Here is a 25,257-nt window from a genome sequence, read left to right as displayed (position 1 = left end):
ATAGTTGAAAACTAGAAATACAGCATTACTTTAAATGCTTACTTTTCTTGCTTCCCTCGTACATAACGTATTTAACTAAACGCGAATCGAGTTTTGCATTATATAATTGAATTTTTTTTGAAGGTCGCAACCCTACATATTTCAATGCATCCAAATTACTGGTTATAAACCAAGCATCTGTACCCGGATAATTTTGTTTTAGGGTATCTCCAATTTTGGCGTAAAATTTTTCCATTTCAATATTTAAGCGTTCGCCGTATGGCGGATTAAACACCATATGCAGCTTATTGTCTCCGGTTTTTGGGGTTTTGAAAAAATCTTCACGACGTATTTCAATAAAATCTTCCAATTGTGCATTTTTAACATTTTCTGTAGCTTTAAAAACAGCACTCGGAGCTTTATCGAAGCCTATTATTTTGTAATGGAAATCGCGTGTTTTTTTTAACAGCGATTCTTCAATCTTTTCAAAAAGGTCTACATCCCAATCTGGCCAACGTTCAAAAGCAAACTCTTTACGCATCAGGTTTGGCGGAATATTACAGGCAATCATGGCCGCTTCGATAAGTATGGTACCACTTCCGCACATTGGGTCCATAAAGTCGCACTGGCCATCCCAACCAGAAAACATAACCATTCCAGCCGCCAGCACCTCGTTTATAGGTGCAATATTGGTAGCCGTTTTGTAACCGCGCTTGTGAAGAGAATCGCCCGATGAATCTAACGATACTGTAACACGATTCCTATCTACATGCAAGTTTATTTTAAGATCAGGAAACTTTAAATCAACATTAGGTCGCTGCCCTGAAGCATCACGAAATTTATCCACTATAGCATCTTTTGTTTTTTGAGCGATGTATAACGAATGCGAGAACAAATGCGAATGAATAGTAGCATCTACGGCCAAAGTCCCCGTTGGCTTTAAATACTTACTCCAATCCATGGCGTAAATTTTATTATAAAGGTCCTTTTCGTTGTTAACGCTAAAGGAATGAATGGGCTTTAATATTTTTATTGCGGTTCGTAACCCCAAATTAGCCTTGTACATAAACCCTTTGTCACCAACAAAAGCAACGTTTCTAACACCCTTTTTTATGCTTTGCGCTCCAAGTTGTTTAAGTTCGTTTTCTAGTAAATCTTCAAAGCCAAATAAGGTTTTGGCGACCATATTAAAATTTTCTTCCATTTTTTTAGTCTGATACCTTGCAAAAATAATGTAATTTTGCGGTTAAACATCAGCAAAAACATTTAATGGGTTAAGAGATTTAGGCTATATCCTTAACAAGTAATGGTGACCTGAATCTACCTCACTTAAAAGGGTGGCCCTAAAAGCAGTTTATGATAAAAAACACTTCTAAATGGTTTACTTCGTGGTTCGACACGCCGTTCTACCATATTTTATATAAAGATCGAAACGAAACCGAGGCGCATGCCTTTATGGATACACTTACCAATTATTTAAACATTCCAGAGCACGGTAAAATTTTGGATTTAGCTTGTGGAAAAGGGCGACATGCAAGGTATTTAAATAAAATTGGTTATGATGTTACCGGTGTTGATCTAAGCGAAAACAGTATAGCCTTTGCCAAAAAATTTGAAAATCACCGCTTGCATTTTGATGTTCATGATATGTGCAAACCTTATCACAAACAGTTTGATGCCGTTTTTAATCTCTTTACAAGTTTTGGGTATTTTGAAAATGATGCTGATAATTTAAACACTATAAAAGCCATAAAAGCCGATTTAAACGAACATGGTTTCGGAGTTATTGATTTTATGAATAGTGAATTTGTTATTGATCATTTGGTGCCAGAGGAAACAAAAACAGTTGAAGATATTGAGTTTCACTTAAAACGTTACGTTGACGGGCAATACATTGTAAAGGATATTAGGTTTAAGGTTGGTGATAACGATTACCATTTTCAGGAACGTGTTAAAGCGTTTACTTTAAAGGATTTTGAAAACCTGTTTGAACAAGCTAATGTGTATTTATTGGATGTTTTTGGCGACTACAAATTGCGTAAGTTTAGCCCCAAAACTTCTGAGCGCTTAGTCATGATTTTTAAATAAGTAGTTTAGTATTTCAATAGTAAATTAAATGAACAAGTTTATTTTTCCAATATTGGCGGTTATTTTTGGTTTTTTATTGGCTTTTGCTACCAAAAAGCAAAAATCTTGGAACACCAAAATCCTACTCTCTTTCAGTGGTGCTTTTCTGTTAGCCTTAACACTATTTGAATTGTTGCCGGAAGTGTACCATCATTTAGATGCCAAACGTACCGGTTTGCTCATTATGTGTGGTATTTTGCTGCAAATTGTATTAGAACTTTTTTCGAAGGGCGCAGAACATGGGCATGTGCACATTCATAATAATAAAACCGTTTTTCCGTGGTTGCTATTTATAAGTTTGTGCATTCATAGCTTTTTAGAAGGCTTTTCAATACACGACCATAACGATATGGTTTATGGTGTTTTGGTACATAAAATTCCCATAGCATTGATCATTACACTTTTTTTAACCCAAAGCAATTACAATAAATTACAAATTGCTTTATTTTTAATTGTATTTGCCTTTATGACGCCTTTGGGCACATATATATCAAATAGTTTTAATGCCATTGCCCATTATGTGGATGCTGTAAATGCCGTAGTTATTGGTATCTTTTTTCATATTTCAACAACCATTCTATTTGAAAGTGGCGAAGGCCACAAGTTTAATCTATCGAAATTCATTTCAATTATTTTAGGTGTTGGAATTGCTTATTTAATTTAATTGCAATGTTCAGTAAAGAAGAATCTCGATTATTACGACAAGAATTTTGGACGAGTTTTGGAAAATCATTTCCCAGAAAGTGGATATTGTACAATACGAAGTTGAAAGGCTTAAGTTTTAAATTTCATTTCGACACCAAAAAAGCTTTAGTTGCCTTAGATTTAGAAGACGATTTAGAACAACGCATCATATATTGGGAAAAATTAATCGCAATAAAATCAATTCTACAGGACGAGTACTTGCCCGATGCTGTATTTGAAGAAGAATACTTTTTAGATAATCAAAAAGAAATTTCCCGAATTTATGTGCCTTTAGAGCAAAAAGTGTCTATCCATAACAAAAATACCTGGCGTGATGTCATGGAATTTTTTAACGAAAAAATGATGCTTTTCGAAGTTTTTTTTGAGGAATATAAAGATATTATTGAAGGGTAATACGCTTAACGAGTTATTCCAAAATTAGGCGTGTGGTTTTCTTATTATTAATTTGAACGAGGTAGATACCTGTGTTTATTGATTTTAAGTTTAATTCGGCCGATTTAACCTTTTCAAAATTTGAATTTATAAGTTGTTTACCAAGTACAGAATAAATCTTAATGTTTTGGATAGTCTTACTACCGGAAACAGTTAAAACCCTTGATTCCCTCAAAGGATTTGGGTATAATTTAAATTCATTGTTTACTGGAATAGACTCGACGTCTTGTTGGTTATTTTGATGTTGTGGTACTAAACCCATAGCGGTATTATCATCATTAAGTATTGATGTAAACTCTTCTTTGTTTTGAGCATAACCCCATTGAAATCCGCTAAATATGATGACAAAAGTGAAGCGTAGAAATGTTGCCATAGTTTTTAAGTTTGAGATTATCAGTAATTTACAAAAAACTTCAATTACAGACAATACTTGTTAATAAATTGAAAATAAAAAGCCCTGTGAAGGGTAAACTTCACAGGGCTTTAATTTTATCTATTTATAGTTTAAACTATATGTTAGCTGCTAACCAATCTCCAACTTCGGTCGTGCCATAAGCTTTATTTCCATCCGCTAGATCTTCAGTAACGATACCTTGATCTAATGCTTGATTTACAGCTTCTCTAATAGCTTTTCCTTCGTCAGTTAGACCAAAATTTTCAAACATCATGGCTGCCGATAATACCGTAGCCATTGGGTTTGCTATGTTTTTACCTGCTGCCTGTGGATAAGACCCATGAATAGGTTCAAATAATGAAATGCTGGTTCCTAAAGAAGCCGAAGGCATAAGGCCCATCGATCCAGAAATTACAGATGCTTCATCTGTTAATACGTCACCAAAAAGGTTTTCGGTAATCAACACGTCGTAATCTTTTGGCCATTGTACCAAACGCATGGCAACGGCATCTACAAACTCGTAAGACACTGTTACCTCCGGATATTCTTTTTCTAAACCTTGCACAGTTTCTCTCCATAAACGAGAGGTTTCCATAACATTAGCCTTATCTACACAACATAATTTTTTAGAACGTTGCATGGCCGCTTCAAAGCCTTTGCGTGCTAACCGAGTAACTTCTTCTTTGGTGTACATATTTGTGTCATAAGCCGTATTACCATTATCTTTTCTTCCTTTTTCACCAAAATAAACACCAGAAGTTAACTCACGGAAAAATACCAAGTCGGTTCCTTCTATTCGCTCTTTCTTTAAAGGCGATTTATCCAATAATGAAGGAAACACAAAAGTAGGGCGCACATTGGCAAATAAACCTAATTTTTTGCGCATTTTTAACAAGCCTTGCTCAGGTCTTACCGGTGCAGAAGGATCATTATCAAATTTTGGATGACCAATGGCCCCGAATAAAACAGCATCAGAAGATGCACAAATGTCGTGCGTTTCATCTGGGTAAGGTTCACCCACAGCATCAATGGCCGCCGCTCCGGTTAGAGCTGGTTTCCATGTAATTTCGTGTCCAAATTTTTTCGCTACGGCATCACTCACTTTTACCGCTTGATCTATTACTTCTGGTCCTATACCGTCTCCGGCTAAAAGGGCTATGTTAAATTTCATGTGTTTGTATTTATGTGTCTTAATTAATAATAATATTTAGCATTTTTTCGGTCGCTTTTATGGCAGAAACCGTTTGGTCTGAATCTAAACCTCGGGTTTTAAATTCCTTTTCAGGCGATTTCCAAGTAATAATAGTTTCACACAAGGCATCCGATCGGCTTCCTGGGGGAATTCGCACTGCATAGTCTATCAAATCGGGTAAAATACCGCGTTTTTGTTTTTTAAAAATGCTTCGGATTGCATTCATAAAAGCATCAAATTGTCCATCGCCCTGTGAAATTTCCTCAAAAGTATTGTTCTCTATCGTTAAAGATACTGTTGTGGATGGTTTAAGGCCTTTGGCATGATTTAAAACGTAAGTATTAACTTTTACTTTTTCTTCGTAATCGTAATCTAAAACATCAGAAATGATGTAAGGCAGATCTTCTTTGGTGACAACTTGCTTTTTGTCGCCCAGCTCAATAATGCGCTGGGTTACTTTTTTTAAGTCTTCGTCGTCAAGCTGAAGACCGAGTTCCTGTAAGTTTTTCTGAATATTAGCTTTACCTGAAGCTTTACCTAAAGCATATTTTCTGGTTCTACCAAAACGCTCAGGCATTAAGTCGCTAAAATACAGGTTCTTTTTATTGTCGCCATCGGCATGGATGCCAGCTGTTTGGGTAAATACATTAGCTCCGATTATGGGTTTGTTGGCAGGAATTACAACACCAGAAAAACTCTCAACAAGTTTACTAACGGTATAAAGTACCTTTTCGTTTACCCCAATTTCAACGCTGGGCATATAATCGTTAATAACAGCAATAGTACTTGCCATTGGTGCGTTACCTGCACGTTCGCCCATTCCGTTTACCGTTAAATGCAAACCGTCGGCCCCACCTTTAAGTGCTTCTATAGCATTGGCCACTCCTAAATCGTAATCATTATGCGCATGGAAATCGAAATGTAAGTTTGGGTACTTGTCTTTAATTTCTTTTACAAAATTGAAAGATTCGTTAGGCGTTAAAACCCCCAAGGTATCTGGAAGCATGATGCGTTTTACGGGCTGCGTTGATAAAAACTCTAAAAACTCATAAACATAGTCTTTGGAATTTCTCATACCATTGCTCCAATCTTCCAAATAGATATTAGTTTCAATACCTTTAGAAGTCGCTAAAGCAATAGTTTCGGTTATCTCTTTAAAATGCTGACTTGGTGTTTTTTTAAGTTGATGGGTTAGATGATTTAACGAACCTTTAGTTAATAGGTTTTGTACCTTTGCCCCCGCCTCTATCATCCAATCGATGGAAATGCCTTTATCGACAAAAGTCAATACCTCAACTTGGTTAATATAACCATTTTGTGAAGCCCATTGGGTAACGTCTTTTACGGCTTGAAATTCACCTTCAGAAACTCTAGCTGAAGCAATTTCAATGCGATCAACTTTTAATTCTTCAAGTAAAAGTTTAGCTATGGTAAGTTTTTCAGAAGCTGAAAACGACACGCCCGAGGTTTGTTCACCATCGCGCAATGTCGTGTCCATTATTTCTATCTTCTTCATTAAAAGTAAACGGGCTTAGGTTATTTTTAATTAAAAAGGTCTGGTTTCACCAAATTCGGCAACCTCATCTTTCATGTTCTGTAAGTAATCGATATCATCGAAACCATTAAGCATATTGCCTTTTTTGTAACCATTGATTTCGAATGACTCTGATTCGCCAGTGGCCAATAAAGTTACTGTTTGGTTTGGCAAATCTACTTTTATTTCTGTTTTCGGATCGGCTTCAATGGCATCAAATAACTTTTGAGCAAATGCAGCAGAAACCTGTACTGGCAAAACACCAATATTTAAACAGTTGTTTTTAAAGATATCTGCAAATGCCGATGAAATTACACAACGTAATCCAAAATCGTAAACAGACCAAGCGGCATGCTCTCTTGATGAACCTGAACCAAAGTTTTTACCACCAACTAATATTTTAGAACCTTCATATTTTGAATCGTTTAAAGGAAAGTCTGCAATTGGATTTCCTTCAGAATCATATCTCCAATCTCTAAAAAAGTTATCGCCAAATCCTTCACGTTTTGTCGCTTTTAGGAAACGTGCCGGAATAATTTGATCGGTATCTACGTTTTCTATAGGTAAAGGGTAAGCTGTACTTGTTAAAACTTCAAATTTATCGTAAGCCATTATGTTTTCTTTTTATGCGTTAATTAATGTTCTTGGGTCTGTTACTACACCTTCAACTGCGGTAGCTGCAGCTACTAGTGGCGAGGCCAGTAATGTTCTTGATCCTGGACCTTGGCGACCTTCAAAATTACGGTTAGATGTCGATACTGCTAATTTTCCGGCAGGCACTTTGTCATCGTTCATGGCTAAGCAAGCTGAACAACCTGGTTCTCTTAATACAAAACCAGAGGCTTCCAAAATTTTATCTAAACCTTCTTCCTTTATTTGGTCGACAACTTTATGCGATCCTGGTACCAACCATGCCGTGATGTTTTCTGCTTTTTTGCGTCCTTCAACAATTGAACAAAATGCTCTGAAATCCTCAATGCGTCCATTGGTACACGATCCTAAGAATACATAATCAACAGGTTTACCAATCATGCTATCGCCTTCATTAAACTTCATATAGCTTAATGATTTTTTATAGGTATTGACATTGCCGTCTACATCTTCTGCTTTAGGAATAGAATTTGTTACACCAAAGCCCATACCTGGGTTTGTTCCGTAGGTTATCATGGGTTCGATGTCGGCTGCATCATAAGTAAATTCAGCATCAAAAACAGCATCGTCGTCTGTTTTTAAGGTTTCCCAATACACCATGGCTTTATCCCAATCGGCGCCTTTTGGTGTATGCTTTCTTCCTTTAATGTATTCAAATGTTTTTTCGTCTGGTGCAATCATTCCACCACGTGCTCCCATTTCAATTGAAAGGTTACAAACCGTCATACGGCCTTCCATAGACATGTCTTCAAAAACATCGCCAGCATACTCAACAAAATAGCCTGTAGCTCCTGATGTAGTTTGTTGGGAAATAATATAAAGCGCTACATCTTTTGGTGTTACCCCAAAACCTAATTTACCATTTACGTTAATACGCATTTTTTTAGGCTTTGGCTGCATAATACATTGCGTTGACAAAACCATTTCTACTTCAGAAGTACCAATACCAAAGGCTATGGCTCCAAAAGCACCGTGTGTAGATGTATGTGAATCGCCACAAACAATAGTAGAGCCAGGAAGTGTGATGCCGTTTTCTGGACCTACAATATGAACAATACCGTTGTTTCTGTGCCCTAATCCCCAGTGTGAAATACCATATTCGGCAGCATTACTGGCCAATGCCTCTAATTGGTTTGCTGATAAAGGATCTGCTACTGGCAAATGCTGATTCCAAGTTGGGGTATTATGGTCAGCTGTTGCAAAGGTTTTTTCTGGGTACATCACGCCAATACCTCGGCTTTTTAAACCTACAAAAGCCACAGGACTGGTAACTTCATGGATAAAATGGCGATCTATAAAAAATACATCCGGACCATCTTCTATTTTTCTAACAACATGCGAATCCCACACTTTGTCAAACAATGTCTTACTCATAATATGTTTTAATTTAATTTTATTCTTTAAAAGGATTTTTGGCCAAAGCTTAAATTGCCAAAATGCTGGCAAATTTACGAAAAACTGCTTGTTTTTTCAGTATATAACAAAAATTAAGCCCTCGACTTATTTATTTTTACAAAATTACCAATGGATTCTAAAATAATCTATGATTTTTTAATAGAATAGCAGTATGGTTATAAATTTTAAAGCGAATCAACATCAGTCTTAATTTAACCTATCCGATACATACTCTACTTCTGTTTTTCCATGGGGCTTTGCTTTACCGTCTGGTCCCAAATTAACCATTACAATATTTGAAATGGTTATGATTGTTTCATGGGTCATTTTATTTCTAACTTCAGAACTCAAAACTAACGATGCTTTGCCAAATTTCACCACTTCTATGCCTATTTCAACAATATCACCTTGTTTAGCAGAAGCTTTAAAGTCTATTTCACTCATAAACTTAGTAACTACTTTTTGGTTTTCAAGTTGAATAATTGTGTAGAGTGCCGCTTCTTCGTCAATCCACTCTAACAAACGGCCTCCAAACAATGTTCCGTTAGCGTTTAGATCTTCTGGTTTTACCCATTTTCTGGTATGGAATCTCATATTTTATATTTATTAAGGTTAAAAGAGTTCTTGTTGATTATCTTCGTTCGGTATTTTAAGGTTATATCCCAATTCTTTATTCAGTTTTTTTATGAAATAAGCAGAAAGCAAAGGCGATTCTTTTTCAATATTTTGATGAATGAAAAAGTCAATTTCCTTAATGCCCTGGTTTTTCCAAATTTTCAAACGCTCCACCCAATCGTCCAATCTACTATAATCGCTATCATGGTTTGCGCCCACATAGCGAACAAAAGCAGTAGGGTTTGTTAAGCGCATATGCATTAAATCTCGCCGTCCTGCGGTATCTACAATAATATTTGAAATATTATTTTCTTCTAAAAGCTGGTATAATGCTTCTGCAACGGTTTTGTCGTTGTACCAATCGGTATGTCTAAACTCTACGGCCAAAGGAATTTCTTTTGGCCAACTTTCTACAAAAGCCACAACCCTATTAAAATCTTTGGGAGCAAAATTATTATGCATTTGCAAAAAAACTGTTCCTAACTTTTCTTTTAAGTTGGCCGCATTGTTCAAGTAGTTCTCAACAACTTCTTGAGTTTCATTTAATCGTTTCCAATGGCTGACTTCCTGATTCAATTTTGGGAAAAATTTAAACCCTTCAGGTGTTTTATCATACCATTTTTCAAACTGATCGGCAGAAAAAATCCTGTAAAACGTAGCATTAAGTTCAATGGCATTGAATTGTGACGAATAATAGGCCAATTCGTCTTTAGTGCCTCTGGGGTAAAATCCTTTTAAATCTGCCCGGTTCCATTTTGCGCAACCTATGTAAATTTCCGGAACGTTATCGTCCTTAACCCGATTTAAAACCTTTTTAGTTTTTGGGTGATCCTTGGGCAAGGTGAAATTGATGTCTTGCGGATTTGTTACACTACCAAACTTCATGTTATTGTACCTGGTTTACTGTTTAAAAAGTTAAAATTAACGCCAAAAAACGGCATTTTTTTAAGAGAAGATAAAAGTAGAAAATTCAAAATGTTAATAACCTCGTTGATAATAATAAATTACGATGTCCAAATAGCCTTTTATAATACTTAATTTTATTAAAAACTTTCCGAAATGAACACTAGAAAATCCCAAATTAAAAGTATTCGTCCAGAAATTTTAAGCAACACTATTAACGACAACATGAGTAAAGACGAACGTTTTCAGAACATAGTATTGCGTCCCGTAATTAAGCTTCAAAATGATTTATTTATTGAAGTTTTTAGAAACTATATCACCAAACATAAGTCTGTTTTTTACGACCTTTCTTTGGAAAAAAGACAGTTGTACATTGAAAATGCGATACAAAAGGACATGAAGCTTAGAAACTCCATGAAAGGTATGGTGATTGGCCAATTTACTGTTGAAGAATATTTACTTTACATTGAAAATTCATCTGCCTTGAATAAACGTATGATGAATTTGGTAAAAGACCGACTTTTAAGTCAAATTCAACTGTTTGAAAAGCCCGAGTTTAGAGAGGCTGTTTAGTCGTCTATCAGCGAAACACCATTTAAATCGGTTGTTAGTACGTCACTCATATAATCGAAGAATGGCCTAACGGCTATAAACGCATTATCAATTTCATCTAAAAAATTAGAGGCCAACACATCTTTATCACTAATTTTTTTAGTGAAAATGTATTGTTTCTTTTTAATTAAATCGATAGCCTTGTGCTCCCGGCCGAAGCCTTTTGGGGCAGTTTTTACTTCGTCGCCTTCAAAAGTATTGCCCCAAACCGTATTAAAGGTTCTGTTGGCCAAAATGTCGCGTATTTCGGCATCGTCCATTTCAAATTCCTTTCTTATGCGTAGTAAATCTGCTGCGTTAGGTTGCCAAAATCCAGTTGCCAAAAAACTTTGATTATTAGGTTGAATGTGAAGATAATAACCGCCCCTTAGTTTAGGTTTTGCACGGTGAAAAGCCCCACCAAAATTAGTTTTATAAGGCATTTTATTTTTCGAAAAGCGCACATCACGATATATTCTGAACATCTTTAATTTTTCTATATCATCATGCTTGTTTAATCTTTCAAAAATGGCATTATAAAACATTTTTACTTCCTTTTCAATAGCTTTAAATTTTGTTTTATTATTATTGAACCAATCGCGATTATTATTTTTTTCAAGTTTGTTTAAAAATGTAAGTGCTTCTTTCGGTACAACTAAGCCCATAATTATAAAATTAAAATTGTAGATTCCTAAAATACGAAAAGTCTCGATGGATTCGAGACTTTTCGAAAAATCAATGTATTAATAGTACTATTACTTTAAACTAATTATCTGAATGCTTATTAAACGATGTTTCATCCAATGTCAATTTATTGTTAAACTCCAAGGTTCTAATTGGAAACGGAATATTAATTCCTGCCTTGTCAAAGGCCTTTTTAATTTCGATAATAACGGTTGATTTTGCTCTTAATTTTTCGAGAATACTTTCGGCATCAATCCAAAATCTACACAAAAAATTAATAGAACTATCGCCAAACTCTGTGTAATAAAATTCAACATCGTTAGTCGATTTCACTTGGTCGAACGATTTAGCAACGGTTTCTTTGGTTAAAGTTTTCACCTTTTCCAAGTCTGACTCATACCCCACTCCACATTCCAAAGCTACACGCATGCGTGTGGTGAGTGAATAGTTTTTTAGAGGGTTTTCTAAAATCATCCTATTTGGAATGACCACTAAATTGTTGTCGGCCTCTTTTAATGTAAAGTCTTTCAGGTTAATATCCATAACTTCTCCCGAAAAACCATTGGTTTCAACCCAATTGCCTATCTGTACTTTTTTTCGAAATGACAAAATGACACCTGCAAATGTATTGGACAAAGTACCCTGAAGCGCTAAGCCTACAGCCAGTCCAGCCACTCCCGCACCAGCTAATAATGATGTAAGCATTTTGCTTAGGTTCATTATCCCCAAAGCTAGAAACAGCCCCGAAATTACAACAATAACCGCTGCTATTTTGGCTATCATGTTACTAATAGATTCTTGACTAACTCGTTTTGCAACGAGTTTAGAAACTATCTTTCTGGTGTACTTCGCTACAAAATAAGCAACAACCATAACCACAATAGCCAAGATTAAGTTGGGTATGTTTTGGATGATGGCAGTTAACCAACTTTCTAGTTTTTCAATCAAGCTATTAAAAGCCTCATGTAACGTGTTTTTCATGTTTCATTAGTGTTTATTTACAGTTAAAGCTTTTGTTTGTTACGACATTTCTATCATGCTTTCTTTAAGTGATGCCGTAGTATCTTTACTCCAAGCATCGAGCATCCAGCTGTATTTTTCTAATTCTCTTATGTAGGCTCCTATTAAATCTATAGTACCTTCATCGGATACACTATTGGCGACTTCTATTACTTTAGACATTTGAGCCAATATTATCTTATGGTCTTTTAGAGTTTCTTCAATCATGGCTTTATCGGACTTTAAGGGAGCTGCTTCCGTAATGGAAGATACTTTTAAGTAGTCTTCAAGTTTGCTCATGGGATGATACTTTAAAGTTAATATACGTTCGGCTATTTCATCAATTTTAACTCGGGCATCGGTATACAGCTCTTCAAACTTTAAATGCAAATCGAAAAAGTTTTTACCTAAAATATTCCAATGATTACTTCTTAGTTTTTGATAATAAATGTGGTAATCTGCCAGTAAGGTGTTGAGTTCTACAACAACTTTCAACAAATCTTCATCTTTAATATTTAAATAGTTCATAATCGTTTTTTTTTATTAGTTAGACTAACGATAAACTACGTTTAGAACTGAAACTTGTCAAGTGCTTTAACGGGATTTAACGGATTGCGAACTTCTTTAACTTAATTTTTTGTTAAAAAAAAAGCGAATGTTAAAAGTTTTTTTAGGTCAATAGTAAGCTTTGATAAGGTTATTGAGTCACTGGTCTTTTAACAACAAAAAGCCCATGATAAGGGCCTTTCGATATGTATTGAAATTATTAGATGTTAATCAAAGGCATCTTCAACTTCATCTGCTGCATCTTCCATTCCATCTCCAACATCATCAACAGCGTCTTCTACTTTTTCTCCAGCACTTTTTTCATCTCTGCACCCTACAAATACTGTTGATACTGAAAACAATAATGCTAATGTTAAGAATACTTTTTTCATAATTTTTGATTTTAAATGGTTAATTAATACTATTTTTTCATAAAACCTCTTATAAGGGAGATTAAAAAAAGTGCTAAAAAGATATAGAAACAAATTTTAGCGATACCAGCTGAAGCACCAGCAACCCCTCCAAAGCCTAAAACTCCAGCAATAAGGGCAATGACTACAAAGATAATTGTCCAACGTAACATAGTTTAGTGTTTTTTAGTTTGACTCAGATAGTAATATAGGAATAAAATGTCATATTTAAAAGAAAAACTTTATATCAATCAACTTATTTTCATACAAATAAAACATGGTTTTAGTTTAAATGCTATAAAAAATCGATGTTTTTGAGAATCAAGCCAGATGCTGGAGCGATGTAGTTCATTTTAATATTATTTTGAGGCTCTAAGCTCGCCTTAATATCGTCAAGCGATAAATTGCCTTTTCCTAAATCGATAAGTGTGCCCATCATCAACCGAATTTGATTGCGCATAAACCCTTTGCCCTGAACCCTCAGTATATAAGATTTTTCAGGAAAGTAACTTGCTGTATAAATTGTGTTTTCGACCAATTCGCAAGTTAAAATAGTACGATAATAAACGCCGTTTTCCGAAGGTTTATAACAATAGGTTTTTAAGTAATGTTCACCCTCAAACAGTTTTGCGCCTTCTTTCATAACATCGATGTTTAAATCGTCCAGAATAGTTGTCATGATGGGGGCGCAAAAGGGGTGGCATTTTTGACCATAAGTAAACAAATAAAGGTATTCCTTTATTTTTGAGTGGTTGATTATGTTGAACTTCCTATCAACTTCCTTAATGCTTAAAGCTCGAATATCTTGTGGGAGGTTATAGTTAAACCAATCTAAAAAATAAGCTTGATCTTCAATGGGCTCCTCCAAAAACAACTCGAAAGCAGCATGCTCTGCCGATACCATGGCATCCGTTCTTCCAGAACTTAGGCTTTTAAACGGCTTACCTTCTAGAATGTAGTTTAACGTTCTGTCTACCATTAAATGAAGTGTTTTAACGGTAGGTTGCTTTTGCCAACCATGAAAACGATAACCCAAATACTGGATATCGATGACGTAGAAATACTTTTTCATTAAAATTTTATTCTGATGGCAAAGTAAGTTATTTATCAATTATCGCAAAAAAATCATAAATTGTTTCCTTATTAATCAATTAAAACTAAATATTATGAATGCAACTTCTAGGACAAAACCTCCTCTTTGGTTTTGGATTGTAAGTGTTATCGCTTTACTATGGAACGCTATGGGTGTGAATCAATATATTGGGCAAGCCTATAAAACAGAAACCTGGCAATCTGCATTAACACCAGAGCAAATTGAAACGATTTCAAACTACCCGGCTTGGTTAACGGCTGCTTTTGCCATAGCAGTTTTTACTGGCGCTATTGGAAGTATAGGGCTGTTGTTAAGAAAAAAATGGGCGTACTCACTTTTGGTTTTATCGCTATTCGCTGTAATTGTACAAATGGGATATATATTAACTCAAGGCCATTCAGACAATATGGGAATGACCATCAGTATAATTGTTTTCTCTGGCTTTTTGGTATGGTTTTCCAAAAAATCATTATCCAAAGGTTGGATTTCGTAGTTTAAATAAAAAAGCATTGAAAACTTCCAATGCTTTTTTATTTATTTATGTCTGTTCTTGAGCTCCTCTTCTATATCCTTTAATGTAAACCCTTTGGCCTGTAACAGCATTAAGTAGTGGAAAAGCAAGTCTGCAGATTCGTATAAAAACAAATCATCGTTATTGTCCATTGCTTCAATCACGGTTTCAACAGCTTCCTCACCTACCTTTTGAGCTATTTTATTGATGCCTTTTGAAAACAGACTGGCTACATACGATTTAGCGGTATCTTTATTGGCTACACGTTCAGCAATAACGCCTTCTAAAGTTGAAAAGAACCCATAAGACGTGTTGTTTTCTTCCCCCCAGCAATTGTCTGTTCCCTTGTGACATATTGGCCCAACTGGATTAACACGAACTAAAAGCGTATCTTTATCGCAATCGTTTTTTATATCTACTAGGTTTAAAAAGTTTCCGCTTTCTTCACCTTTTGTCCACAAGCGTTTTTTGCTTCTACTGAAAAAGGTCACCTTTTTAGTTTCAAGGGTTTTGTTGTAGGCTTCTTCGTTCATATAGCCCAGCATCAATATATTTTTTGTTGTAGCATCTTGAATTATTGCTGGCACTAAACCATGTGCGTCGTATTTAATTTCCATAAGTTATGTTTATGAGATACCGAGATGAAAATCGGTATAATTATCAAAGTCGGACTTCGATATTATGTTTTTTTAGTTCTGTTTTTAATTCTGGAATTGGTATTTCACCAAAATGGAAAACACTGGCAGCTAATGCCGCATCAGCCTTTCCTTCCTTAAAGGTATCAATAAAATGCTGAACATTTCCGGCGCCACCAGAGGCAATAATAGGAATATTTAATTCCCCAGATAACTTAGCCAAAGCTTCATTGGCAAATCCGTTTTTAGTGCCGTCATGATTCATGGATGTGAACAAAATTTCACCAGCACCACGTATTTCAACTTCTTTAGCCCACTCAAACAAATCAATATCTGTTGGAATGCTTCCGCCAGCCAAATGTACTTTCCAAGCACCATCAACTTTTTTGGCATCAATAGCCACAACAACACATTGGCTTCCAAATTTATCGGCCAACTCGTTTACCAATTCTGGTCGTTTTACTGCCGATGAATTAATGGAAACTTTATCGGCTCCGCATTGCAGAAGCGCATCGACATCTTCAATTGATGATATACCTCCGCCAACGGTAAATGGAATGTTAACTTGTTCCGCGACATGCAATACCATATCTAAAGTCGTTGCACGGCCTTCTATAGTAGCCGAAATATCCAGAAAAACCAATTCGTCAGCCCCATAATCGGCATATTGTTTGGCCAACTCAACAGGATCTCCTGCATCACGAAGGTCGACAAAATTAACGCCTTTAACGGTACGTCCGTTTTTAATATCCAAGCAAGGTATAATTCGTTTTGTAAGCATTATACAAATTTTTCTAATTGCTGTAAACTAATTCTATTTTCATAAATAGCCTTTCCTATAATAACACCCTCACAGCCAATCTCTTTTAAAACAGGCAATTCTTCTATGGCTGAAATGCCACCTGAAGCAATTAGTTTTATAGATTGCCCATTGCTACTGTTGCTGCAATCGGAGATGATTTTTTTGTACAAGTCGACCGATGGACCTTCAAGCATGCCATCCTTTGAAATATCAGTGCAAATCACGTATTGGATGCCTTTTTTTTGATACTCTTTTATAAACGGAATTAAGTCTTCGGTGCTATCTTCCTGCCATCCACTTATAGCTATTTTCCCATTGTTACTATCGGCCCCAAGAATTATTTTTTCACTTCCGTATTTGCTTAACCAACCTTCAAAAATTTTAGGGTTCTTTACAGCGATACTTCCTCCTGTAATTTGGCGAGCACCAGAATTAAAGGCAATGTGCAGATCTTCGTTAGATTTCAATCCGCCGCCAAAATCAATCTTTAATTTGGTTTTTGAGGCAATTTGCTCCAATACTTTGTAATTGACTATATGCTGTGCTTTAGCACCATCCAAATCAACTAAATGTAAATATTGAATGCCTGCGGCTTCAAACATTTTGGCCACTTCTAAAGGGTTTTCGTTATATACTTTTTTGGTGTCATAATCGCCCTTAGTTAAACGGACACACTTACCGTCAATAATATCAATAGCTGGTATAATTCTCATTTCATTATTTATTTGTATTGGCTATTATATTTAATAACCAAAGCACATTTATAACTCTAAAAAGTTTTGTAAAATTTTAGCTCCTGCTGTACTGCTCTTTTCGGGATGAAACTGAACGCCATAAAAATTGTCGTGCTTAAGCGCAGATGCATAATTAATGCCGTAATCAGTTTTAGCTATGGTTTGGTTACAATGCTCCGCATAATAGCTGTGTACCAAATACATATATTCATTCTCTTTAATGCCGTTAAACAAATCAGATTTTAGTTCTTTAATAACATTCCAACCCATTTGTGGCACTTTTACAGTATCAGCAAAACGCTTTACATCGGTATCAAAAACACCTAGGCCCATTGTATTGCCTTCTTCTGTATACCTGCAAAGTAACTGCATGCCTAAGCAAATACCCAAAACAGGTTGCTTTAAGGTAGGTATTAAAGTGTCTAAACCACTTTCCTTTAACATGTTCATGGCAGAGCTTGCTTCACCTACTCCTGGAAAAATAACTTTGTCTGCCGACTTTATTTCCTCTGGATTATTAGACAAAATTGCGTCATACCCTAACCGCTTAAATGCAAATTGGATACTTTTAATATTCCCTGCTCCGTAATTTATAATGACTAATTTCAATTTATAATGTTTTGAATTTAGACATTAGAAGTAAAAATGCATAACTCCCAATGTGTTAATTTTCAATTTATAACATCCCTTTTGTTGAAGGTAAAAACATTTTGTTGGCATCGCGTTTTACCGCCATTTTCATGGCTTTGGCAAAAGCTTTGAATATACCTTCTATCTTGTGGTGTTCATTAACACCTTCCGCCTTAATATTCAAGTTGCATTTCGCTCCATCAGTAAACGATTTAAACAAATGATAGAACATTTCGGTAGGCATATCGCCAATTTTTTCACGCTTGAAATCGGCATCCCATTCCAGCCAATTTCTTCCGCCAAAATCAACCGCAACCTGTGCTAAACAATCGTCCATAGGCAAACAAAAGCCATAGCGCTCAATACCTAACTTGTTGCCCAAAGTTTTGTTGAACAATTCGCCAAGAGCTATCATGGTATCTTCTATGGTATGGTGTTCATCAACTTCTAAATCGCCGTTTACTTTTACGGTTAAATCCATGGCGCCATGACGCCCAATTTGGTCGAGCATGTGATCAAAAAACGATAAACCCGTGTCGATTTCATTTTTGCCTGAACCATCTAAATTTAATTTAATATATATCTGTGTTTCATTAGTGTTACGAGTAATTTCTTCAACTCTATCTTTAAGTTTTAAAAACTCATAAATTTCTGCCCAATCGGTGCTCGTTAACACTACACCATCTAAAATTTCCTTTTTTGAAGTTTCAATTTCATCAGCTCCCAGTTCAGGGTTTTCAGAAAGATAAATGCCTTTAGCACCTAAATTTTTAGCCAGTTCCATATCAGTAATTCTGTCGCCTAAAACAAACGAGTTTTCCAAATCGTATGCTTCAGAAAAATACTTGGTCAACAATCCGGTTTTTGGCTTTCTTGTTGGTGCATTTTCATGAGGAAATGTTTTATCGATCACAATTTCTGAAAACACAACACCTTCATTCTCGAAGGCTTTAATTATTTTATTTTGAGCCGGCCAAAACGTGTCCTCAGGAAAAGACTTTGTACCTAAGCCATCTTGGTTGGTGACCATTACCAATTCGAAATCCAATTCGTTGGCTATTTTGGCCATATACTGAAATACTTTAGGGTAGAACTCCAATTTTTCCAAACTGTCCAATTGGTAATCAACGGGCGGTTCTACCACCAAAGTGCCATCGCGATCTATAAATAATACTTTTTTCATTTTTTTGGCTTTCGGCTAAAGGCTTTTGGCTATTTACAAAAGCGAACACCTATATTTCTTTTAAAGTTTTTATCAATTTCTTGTTCTCCTCTGTCGTCCCTATAGTTAATCGCAAACAATTTTCGCAACCGGGTTGCGTAGTGCGGTTTCTAATAACAATTCCTTTTTCAATTAATTGGCTGTAACGTTTTGTAGCATCATCAACCTTTACCAAAACAAAATTTGCATCGGACGGATAAATTTTAGAAACAAAGGCAATACTTTTTAATGCTAAAATCAAATTGCCCCGTTCTTTCAGAATGTGCTCTACTTCAGCTTTAACATCATTTGGTCTACTTAACCGCTCAATAGCTCTTAATTGTGTTAATTCATTAACATTATACGGTGGTTTTATGCGATTTAAAACCGAAATGATTTCTTCGGAAGCATAACAAATTCCTAATCGGATACCAGCCATACCATAAGCTTTTGAAAGTGTTTGTGTTACTATTAAATTAGGAAATTCACTTAAACGGCTTGACCAACTTTCTTCATTTGAAAAATCGATATAAGCTTCATCGATTACAACAATTCCTTTGAAAGACTTAATTATCTTTTCAATAGAAGCCGACTCAAAACTATTCCCTGTTGGATTATTTGGTGAACACAAAAACAATACTTTAGAGTGGGCGTCAACCGTATTTAAAATGGCATCAACTTTTGGCTGAAAACAAGCATCAAGTTGCACTTCTTTAACTCCTACCGCATTTATATTGGCCAACACACCGTACATACCATATGTAGGTGGCAAGGTAATAATGTTATCTTGATTGGGCTCACAAAACACCCTAAAAATTAAATCCAGAACTTCGTCACTACCATTTCCCAACAGAATGTTTTGTACGCTAATTTTCTTGCTTTCTGCCAGCAAAGATTTTACTGAACGCTGCAATGGATCGGGGTAACGGTTAACGCCACTTTCAAATGGGTTTTCGTTAGCATCTAAAAAGACCATTTGATGGGTATTGCCCTGAAACTCATCTCTTGCTGAAGAATACGGTTTTAGCGCTTTTATATTGGGCCTTATTAAGTCTTGAATATTCATTAATTGGTATTGCTGATTGAAATTTGGTATTTTACTTTAAGTCCTTTAACCTGATGCTTACTGCATTTTTATGCGCCTGTAATCCTTCAGCAGCCGCCATCAATTCTATGGTCCCACCTATATTTAAGATACCTTCTTTAGTTATTTTTTGAAAGGTCATGCTCTTTTGAAAACTATCTAAATTCACTCCAGAGTAAGCCTTGCTAAACCCGTTTGTTGGCAATGTATGGTTGGTGCCTGATGCGTAATCTCCAGCACTTTCCGGAGTGTAATCACCAATAAACACAGATCCTGCATTGCTGATTCCGTTGATGTACAAATCTTCATTTTTACAACAGATAATAAAATGTTCGGGTCCGTATTCATTGATCATTTGGAGTGCCGTTTCTTCATTTTCAACAAAAATTAATTTTGAATTGGAAATCGCTTTTTCGGCAATCGCTTTACGCGGAAGTACATTTAACTGCTTTTCAACCTCTTTTGAAACCTCGTTGATTAAGGCTTTTGATGTCGATACTAAAATCACTTGGCTATCAGCGCCATGCTCGGCTTGGCTCAACAAATCGGATGCAACATAAGATGCATTGGCCGTTTCATCGGCTACAACCAATAGTTCACTTGGTCCCGCAGGCATATCTATAGCAACACCGAACTTGGTTGCTAATTGTTTTGCTACGGTAACAAACTGATTGCCAGGGCCAAAAATTTTGTATACCTGTGGTATGGTTTCAGTACCAAAGGTCAACCCTGCTATGGCCTGAATACCTCCAACCTTTATGATTTTAGTAACCCCACACAGATTAGCTGCGAATAAAATTTCGGGCGCTAATTCACCTTTTCTATTTGGAGGTGAACACAATACAATTTCTTTACATCCCGCAATTTGAGCAGGAACGGCCAACATTAAAACGGTTGAAAACAAAGGCGCAGTTCCTCCTGGAATATATAGACCAACTTTTTGGATTGGACGTTTTTCCTGCCAGCACAAAACCCCTTTTGCCGTTTCAATTTCCACTCGCACAGTTTTTTGAGCTTTGTGAAATGCTTCAATATTGGCTTTTGCCTGTTTAATAGCTTTTTTAAGGTTATTTGGGACTTCCTGAATAGCCTTTTGAATTTCCTCTTCTAACACTAAATTGGTTAGTAAAGAAACCCCATCAAACCGCTCGGTATATGTTTTTATGGCATCGTCCCCATTTTGACGAACATCTTGAAAAACCTCATTTACAGCTCCTTCAATATCATCTATGGTTTGGGTTGGACGTTTAAGGGTATCTAGCCAATCTTCTCTATTTGGGTTATCAATTATTTGCATTGCATTCTATTTGTGGCTCCAACAATTTATATTACAGTACCATTTTTTCGATAGGGCACACCAAAATACCTTGGGCACCTTTTGCTTTTAGGTCGTCAATAACATCCCAAAATTCATTTTTATTGATAACGGAATGTATAGAGCTCCAACCTTCTTCTGCCAATGGCAACACTGTTGGGCTTTTCATTCCTGGCAAAACGTTTATTATGTCCTGAACCTTATCGTTTGGCGCGTTGAGCAAAACATATTTAGAATTTCGTCCTTTTAGAACAGATTTTATCCTAAACTGGATTTTATCTAAAATAGCTTGTTTTTCTTTGCTTAAAACGGGAGAAACTGCTAGTACGGCTTCAGATTTTAAAATGGTTTCTACCTCCTTCAAATTGTTTTTAAACAAGGTGCTTCCGCTAGAAACAATATCAACAATAGCGTCTGCCAGCCCAATATTAGGGGCGATTTCAACAGAACCGTTGATGATATGTAAATTGGCATTTACGTTATTTTTATCTAAATACATCTGTACCGTGTTTGGGTAAGATGTCGCTATGCGCTTACCTTCCAAATCTTTAATACCTTTATACTTAGCGGATTTTGGCACGGCAACACATACACGGCAACCAGAAAATCCCAGTTTTTCAACTACGTTTATGCCCTCACCTTTTTCAACTAAAACATTCTCTCCAATAATAGCAACATCAACCACGCCATCTTTTAAATACTGTGGGATATCGCCATTTCTTAAATAAAACACCTCTACTGGAAACCCCTTAGCCGAGGCTTTAAGTTGGTCTTTACCGTTATCGATATAAATACCAACGTCTTTTAAAATCTGCATCGAGTCTTCGTTTAAACGTCCCGATTTCTGCACTGCAATTCTTAATTTACTCATTGTCTTGTTTTTATGAGTTTGAAACAATCTAGCTTGTTTTAATTAAAAAAACCCGTTCGATTGTCTCAAACGGGTTTAAAATATATGTTGAATTTATTCAATACATTTTCACTTCGCTTGAGGGCCAATTTGAAAATGATGATGGGTATGAATAAATAGCATTCTTAACTTATTTTTCGTTTCCTGCAAATATCAAAAATTTCTACCAATAATTCCAAATATTGAAAGTAATTCTTGGAACATTTTTTCAAAACTGATGTTTATATTAAAAAAAATCAATAATCATTAATGAATACCCAGAAAACTTAAGTTTTTTATTTTTTCGTTATTGATTTCCTAAAATAATGGGCATACCACTATCACCAGAACCAATTACAACTACCTTACTGTTATTTGATTCAGATAATTTAATTGTAGCATCAATACCTTTATCCTGAAGAATCTTATCGGTCAATGAGGCACTTAAAATTCTATTAGCATCTGCTTTACCTTGCGCTTCAATACGCACTTTTTCTGCCTCCTTAGCCGCGGTAACCAATCTGAATTCATACTCAAGCGATTCTTGTTCTTGCTTTAATTTACGCTCAATAGCATCCTTAATAGTAGGAGGCAAAGTTACGTCACGTACCAAAACTTCGTTTAATTGAACAAATTGACTTTCAACTATTTTTTTAGTTTCTTCAAAAATTTCTTGTTGAATAGCATCTCGTTTGCTGGAGTATAATTGTTCTGGAGTATAGCGCCCTACCACGCTTCTTGCAGCAGAACGGATAGCAGGAAGCAAAACACGCTCTTTATACATTTCACTTTTCTCTTGATGTAACCTTCCTAAATTACTAAAATCTGGTTGAAACCAAACTGATGCTTCTAGTTTAATATCCAATCCGTTTGATGATAAAACATTCATTTTTTCAAGAATCTCTTGTTGGCGAACTTCGTAAATAAATACTTTGTTCCAAGGCGCTACAATATGAAACCCCTCTCCCATTGCTGGCTCATCAACCACAACACCTTCTCCAAAGGTTTTAAATAAAACACCAGCTTCACCAGATTCAATGGTTACAGCAGATTTTGTTAATATGATCACTAATACAATTGCTCCTATTATAAGGGGCAACGCTACTTTTGGTAATTTTTCCATTTTATTTTTATTTATATTAATCCGTTATATTTTCTCAGAAACCACTCAAGACCTAAGCTAATAGTAATAATGGCCAAGAGGTATTTCCAATCAATCAAAGATATGCTTTTTTTTACGCTTTTTTGAACCGGAACAAAACGATTATCGTTAATCAAGTCGGTAACCAGGTTTTTTGTGTTTGCAATAAAATAAACCCTTCCAGAGCTGTTTTTTGCCAACTGGTTCAATTTGTTGACATTAGCATTTAAAAATTGTTGTTCAACGTTATATTCTAAAATTTGAAAACTCCCTGATTTGGCCAAGTTTTCTTTTGTTGCGCGAACAGTAAACTTATAGCTAGAAGCCGGTAAACTACTTAAATCTACTTGGTAGTTATTGTTTTTCAAAACCATTGGATAGGTCTTTGAAGCGTCTGAAGCTTTGTCGGTAACCGTAATGTTCAATTTTTCACGAGCATCAAAAACATAGTTTTTATCAAAAAACTCCGCTTTTACTATAACATTGTTACTTCCGTTGTAAATAGATTCATAATCAACATTTAATCGGCTCTTTGATTTATTTGAAGCCAAATATTGAATGAGTTTACCCAAAAAGGTATCAAATTCAGCAAATGATTTGGAGTTAAGGAAACTACTTGCGCGCCATTGCCAAATGCCTTCACCAAACAAAACGGCATGTCGGGTATTATTCAGTTCAAAAGTGGCCAAAAGTGGCTCTTGAACCGAAACACCGTTTAACGATTTATTCAAAATTGTTTCAATGGGTACCGAAAATTTAGTCGAACCATAATTGGACAACAATGGCGGAAAGGATTCAAAGTTGATATCCTGAACTAAAAACGGGGTGTAATTCCTGTTCAGTTCGGCTTGGTAATTTTCTGGTTGATTGGAGATTTCTATGGTATAGTTAGACTGGATTCGATTTAAAAAATCTAAGTCTGTTTTAGGGGCAACTATTGTAAAACGGTTCTTTTTTAATACATCTAACCGCTTCCATAAATCATTAAACTTATTGTTGGGCTGATACAATATAAATAACTCATAATCTTCAATTTCACTTAAAATATTTTTAGAGTTAACTATAATGACCGAACGTTGTTCGTTACTCTCAACACTCTTTTTTAAGGCTCCCAAATCTGGATGCCAAATATCACTTACAATAGCTATTTTTGTTTTTTGGTTAATAACTTCAACAATAAAATTTTTGGTATTGTTGACTTTATTTTTTTCTTCATCAAGAGGCCTTAGCACAGCTCTGTAAGAACCAGTTCCTGTTATATTAGCGGGCAACGTAAGGTTTAAAACTTTTGAGTTTTTGGATTTTGAAAAATCAATTTCTTCAGAATAAACGGTAGTATTGCCGCGGGTGATTACAAAATTTGTTTTGACGGGCGCATTGCCATTATAAACCAAAATGGCTTCTACCGGAAATTTATTTTTATGGTAAGCGTATTTATTAACATTTAATTGTTGGATTTTCAAATCGGTATAACTAACGGTATCCCCCAGAATAATTGGAAAAATGGGCTGTTTATATTGCCGGTTAGCAAAAGTATAATCGGCACCAAAAGTTTGGTTACCATCCGTGACCAGCACTGTTGGTGAGTTGGTTTGCTTATAAATTTGGTTTAACTGGGTAAAAACTTGATTTATATTAGTTTGACTTTCGGAAAACGTAACCGAATCTACTTTCTTTAGAGTTTCGCCAAACGTGTAAAGCTCTAAATTAAATTTCTCATTTAAAGCTTTATCTTGCTCTAAACCCGCAATGAAATCTTCGGCCTGTCTATTTTGCTTGAGGTGCTTAATAGATTTAGAATTATCGATAGCGACAACTAAATTTGGCTTTTCAACGAATGACGACACTTTATCAAACATTGGGTTTATTAAAAGCAACAATACCGAAAAAACGGTTAGGAACCTTAAAAAAGCAAAAAGCATGCTCCATTTAAACATGCTTTTCGTTTTAATTATATATTGAAAAATTGCAACAAAAAGTGCAACTATTCCAGCTAATATGATGTATAATAGCGTTTCTGAATTCATTTAATCGATTTACGTCGAATTTTATTTGATGGAGTGAT

29 protein-coding genes are annotated in these 25,257 nt (G+C 35.5%); 5 read left to right on the top strand and 24 right to left on the bottom strand.

Annotation, left to right across the window (positions count from 1 at the left end; genetic code table 11):
• Positions 1-25 precede the first annotated feature (25 nt).
• Positions 26-1,183 (bottom strand): THUMP domain-containing protein, encoded by a 1,158-nt coding sequence (locus tag GSB9_00560; GenBank protein ID UKM64013.1) that lies wholly within the window; start codon positions 1,181-1,183, stop codon positions 26-28.
• Between the two features lie 152 nt (positions 1,184-1,335).
• Here GSB9_00560 and GSB9_00559 point away from each other — a divergent pair, with 152 nt between their 5' ends.
• The 3 genes from GSB9_00559 to GSB9_00557 are packed head-to-tail and all read left to right on the top strand — an operon-like array spanning position 1,336 to position 3,204.
• Positions 1,336-2,067 (top strand): methyltransferase domain-containing protein, encoded by a 732-nt coding sequence (locus GSB9_00559; GenBank protein ID UKM64012.1) that lies wholly within the window; start codon positions 1,336-1,338, stop codon positions 2,065-2,067.
• A 28-nt stretch (positions 2,068-2,095) separates the two neighbouring features.
• Positions 2,096-2,770 carry a ZIP family metal transporter gene (locus tag GSB9_00558; protein ID UKM64011.1) on the top strand — a complete coding sequence of 225 codons (675 nt, stop codon included), beginning with the start codon at positions 2,096-2,098 and terminating at the stop codon, positions 2,768-2,770.
• Positions 2,771-2,775: 5 nt separating this feature from the next.
• Positions 2,776-3,204 (top strand): DUF4268 domain-containing protein, encoded by a 429-nt coding sequence (locus GSB9_00557; GenBank protein ID UKM64010.1) that lies wholly within the window; start codon positions 2,776-2,778, stop codon positions 3,202-3,204.
• A 13-nt stretch (positions 3,205-3,217) separates the two neighbouring features.
• Here the strand turns inward: GSB9_00557 and GSB9_00556 are convergent, their stop codons facing one another.
• The 7 genes from GSB9_00556 to GSB9_00550 all read right to left on the bottom strand — a co-directional run bounded on the left by GSB9_00556 (position 3,218) and on the right by GSB9_00550 (position 9,909).
• On the bottom strand, positions 3,218-3,616 hold the full coding sequence (locus GSB9_00556; GenBank protein ID UKM64009.1) for a T9SS type A sorting domain-containing protein: 399 nt from the start codon (positions 3,614-3,616) through the stop codon (positions 3,218-3,220).
• 136 nt (positions 3,617-3,752) lie between these two features.
• Complete coding sequence (leuB, locus tag GSB9_00555; protein ID UKM64008.1) at positions 3,753-4,808, bottom strand: 3-isopropylmalate dehydrogenase; 1,056 nt, start codon at positions 4,806-4,808, stop codon at positions 3,753-3,755.
• Between the two features lie 19 nt (positions 4,809-4,827).
• Complete coding sequence (locus tag GSB9_00554; GenBank protein ID UKM64007.1) at positions 4,828-6,345, bottom strand: 2-isopropylmalate synthase; 1,518 nt, start codon at positions 6,343-6,345, stop codon at positions 4,828-4,830.
• A gap of 30 nt (positions 6,346-6,375) precedes the next feature.
• Positions 6,376-6,975 carry a 3-isopropylmalate dehydratase small subunit gene (leuD, locus tag GSB9_00553; GenBank protein ID UKM64006.1) on the bottom strand — a complete coding sequence of 200 codons (600 nt, stop codon included), beginning with the start codon at positions 6,973-6,975 and terminating at the stop codon, positions 6,376-6,378.
• Positions 6,976-6,987: 12 nt separating this feature from the next.
• Positions 6,988-8,388, bottom strand: a complete 1,401-nt coding sequence (gene leuC / locus GSB9_00552) for a 3-isopropylmalate dehydratase large subunit (protein ID UKM64005.1) — start codon at positions 8,386-8,388, stop codon at positions 6,988-6,990.
• A 228-nt stretch (positions 8,389-8,616) separates the two neighbouring features.
• On the bottom strand, positions 8,617-9,003 hold the full coding sequence (locus GSB9_00551) for an acyl-CoA thioesterase (GenBank protein UKM64004.1): 387 nt from the start codon (positions 9,001-9,003) through the stop codon (positions 8,617-8,619).
• A gap of 18 nt (positions 9,004-9,021) precedes the next feature.
• Positions 9,022-9,909: a DUF72 domain-containing protein gene (locus tag GSB9_00550; protein ID UKM64003.1), complete on the bottom strand. Its 888-nt coding sequence runs from the start codon at positions 9,907-9,909 to the stop codon at positions 9,022-9,024.
• 174 nt (positions 9,910-10,083) lie between these two features.
• On the opposite strand from GSB9_00550, the gene GSB9_00549 reads away from it, so the two are divergent.
• Positions 10,084-10,500: a glyoxalase gene (locus GSB9_00549; GenBank protein ID UKM64002.1), complete on the top strand. Its 417-nt coding sequence runs from the start codon at positions 10,084-10,086 to the stop codon at positions 10,498-10,500.
• Here the strand turns inward: GSB9_00549 and GSB9_00548 are convergent.
• From GSB9_00548 to GSB9_00543, 6 genes are all read right to left on the bottom strand, one after another.
• Complete coding sequence (locus GSB9_00548) at positions 10,497-11,183, bottom strand: DUF2461 domain-containing protein (GenBank protein UKM64001.1); 687 nt, start codon at positions 11,181-11,183, stop codon at positions 10,497-10,499. The genes GSB9_00549 and GSB9_00548 overlap by 4 nt on opposite strands.
• Positions 11,184-11,283: 100 nt before the next feature.
• Entirely contained in the window at positions 11,284-12,183 is a 900-nt protein-coding gene (locus tag GSB9_00547; GenBank protein UKM64000.1) for a mechanosensitive ion channel family protein, read from the bottom strand.
• 39 nt (positions 12,184-12,222) lie between these two features.
• Positions 12,223-12,729, bottom strand: a complete 507-nt coding sequence (locus GSB9_00546) for a DNA starvation/stationary phase protection protein (GenBank protein UKM63999.1) — start codon at positions 12,727-12,729, stop codon at positions 12,223-12,225.
• A 245-nt stretch (positions 12,730-12,974) separates the two neighbouring features.
• A complete protein-coding gene (locus tag GSB9_00545) occupies positions 12,975-13,139 on the bottom strand; it encodes a hypothetical protein (GenBank protein UKM63998.1) in 165 nt (54 codons plus the stop codon).
• A gap of 29 nt (positions 13,140-13,168) precedes the next feature.
• Entirely contained in the window at positions 13,169-13,330 is a 162-nt protein-coding gene (locus GSB9_00544) for a DUF1328 domain-containing protein (GenBank protein UKM63997.1), read from the bottom strand.
• A 122-nt stretch (positions 13,331-13,452) separates the two neighbouring features.
• Entirely contained in the window at positions 13,453-14,229 is a 777-nt protein-coding gene (locus GSB9_00543) for a tRNA pseudouridine(38-40) synthase TruA (protein UKM63996.1), read from the bottom strand.
• A gap of 94 nt (positions 14,230-14,323) precedes the next feature.
• On the opposite strand from GSB9_00543, the gene GSB9_00542 reads away from it, so the two are divergent.
• Positions 14,324-14,743 (top strand): hypothetical protein, encoded by a 420-nt coding sequence (locus GSB9_00542; protein UKM63995.1) that lies wholly within the window; start codon positions 14,324-14,326, stop codon positions 14,741-14,743.
• A gap of 41 nt (positions 14,744-14,784) precedes the next feature.
• On the opposite strand, the gene hisIE is transcribed toward GSB9_00542, so the two are convergent.
• The 10 genes from hisIE to GSB9_00532 form a co-directional block, all read right to left on the bottom strand.
• Positions 14,785-15,378 (bottom strand): bifunctional phosphoribosyl-AMP cyclohydrolase/phosphoribosyl-ATP diphosphatase HisIE, encoded by a 594-nt coding sequence (gene hisIE, locus GSB9_00541; GenBank protein UKM63994.1) that lies wholly within the window; start codon positions 15,376-15,378, stop codon positions 14,785-14,787.
• Positions 15,379-15,421: 43 nt separating this feature from the next.
• Positions 15,422-16,177: an imidazole glycerol phosphate synthase subunit HisF gene (hisF, locus tag GSB9_00540; GenBank protein UKM63993.1), complete on the bottom strand. Its 756-nt coding sequence runs from the start codon at positions 16,175-16,177 to the stop codon at positions 15,422-15,424.
• A complete protein-coding gene (hisA, locus tag GSB9_00539; protein ID UKM63992.1) occupies positions 16,177-16,911 on the bottom strand; it encodes a 1-(5-phosphoribosyl)-5-[(5-phosphoribosylamino)methylideneamino]imidazole-4-carboxamide isomerase in 735 nt (244 codons plus the stop codon). The genes hisF and hisA overlap by 1 nt, the downstream gene beginning before the upstream one ends.
• Before the next feature lie 48 nt (positions 16,912-16,959).
• Positions 16,960-17,541 (bottom strand): imidazole glycerol phosphate synthase subunit HisH, encoded by a 582-nt coding sequence (gene hisH / locus GSB9_00538; GenBank protein UKM63991.1) that lies wholly within the window; start codon positions 17,539-17,541, stop codon positions 16,960-16,962.
• 67 nt (positions 17,542-17,608) lie between these two features.
• Positions 17,609-18,745, bottom strand: coding sequence for a bifunctional histidinol-phosphatase/imidazoleglycerol-phosphate dehydratase HisB (gene hisB / locus GSB9_00537; GenBank protein ID UKM63990.1), 1,137 nt, complete (start codon positions 18,743-18,745; stop codon positions 17,609-17,611).
• A 49-nt stretch (positions 18,746-18,794) separates the two neighbouring features.
• Entirely contained in the window at positions 18,795-19,829 is a 1,035-nt protein-coding gene (gene hisC / locus GSB9_00536; GenBank protein ID UKM63989.1) for a histidinol-phosphate transaminase, read from the bottom strand.
• Positions 19,830-19,860: 31 nt separating this feature from the next.
• Positions 19,861-21,144 carry a histidinol dehydrogenase gene (hisD, locus tag GSB9_00535; protein UKM63988.1) on the bottom strand — a complete coding sequence of 428 codons (1,284 nt, stop codon included), beginning with the start codon at positions 21,142-21,144 and terminating at the stop codon, positions 19,861-19,863.
• Between the two features lie 31 nt (positions 21,145-21,175).
• Positions 21,176-22,033: an ATP phosphoribosyltransferase gene (gene hisG / locus GSB9_00534; protein UKM63987.1), complete on the bottom strand. Its 858-nt coding sequence runs from the start codon at positions 22,031-22,033 to the stop codon at positions 21,176-21,178.
• Positions 22,034-22,358: 325 nt separating this feature from the next.
• Positions 22,359-23,174: a prohibitin family protein gene (locus GSB9_00533; protein ID UKM63986.1), complete on the bottom strand. Its 816-nt coding sequence runs from the start codon at positions 23,172-23,174 to the stop codon at positions 22,359-22,361.
• Positions 23,175-23,185: 11 nt separating this feature from the next.
• Positions 23,186-25,129, bottom strand: coding sequence for a VWA domain-containing protein (locus GSB9_00532; protein ID UKM63985.2), 1,944 nt, complete (start codon positions 25,127-25,129; stop codon positions 23,186-23,188).
• Positions 25,130-25,257: the final 128 nt, after the last annotated feature.

The organism is Flavobacteriaceae bacterium GSB9 (assembly GCA_022749295.1).
Taxonomy (GTDB): domain Bacteria; phylum Bacteroidota; class Bacteroidia; order Flavobacteriales; family Flavobacteriaceae; genus Flavisericum.
Note: the sequence above shows the minus strand (reverse complement) of the source record. Positions and strands in the feature narration are given on the sequence as shown.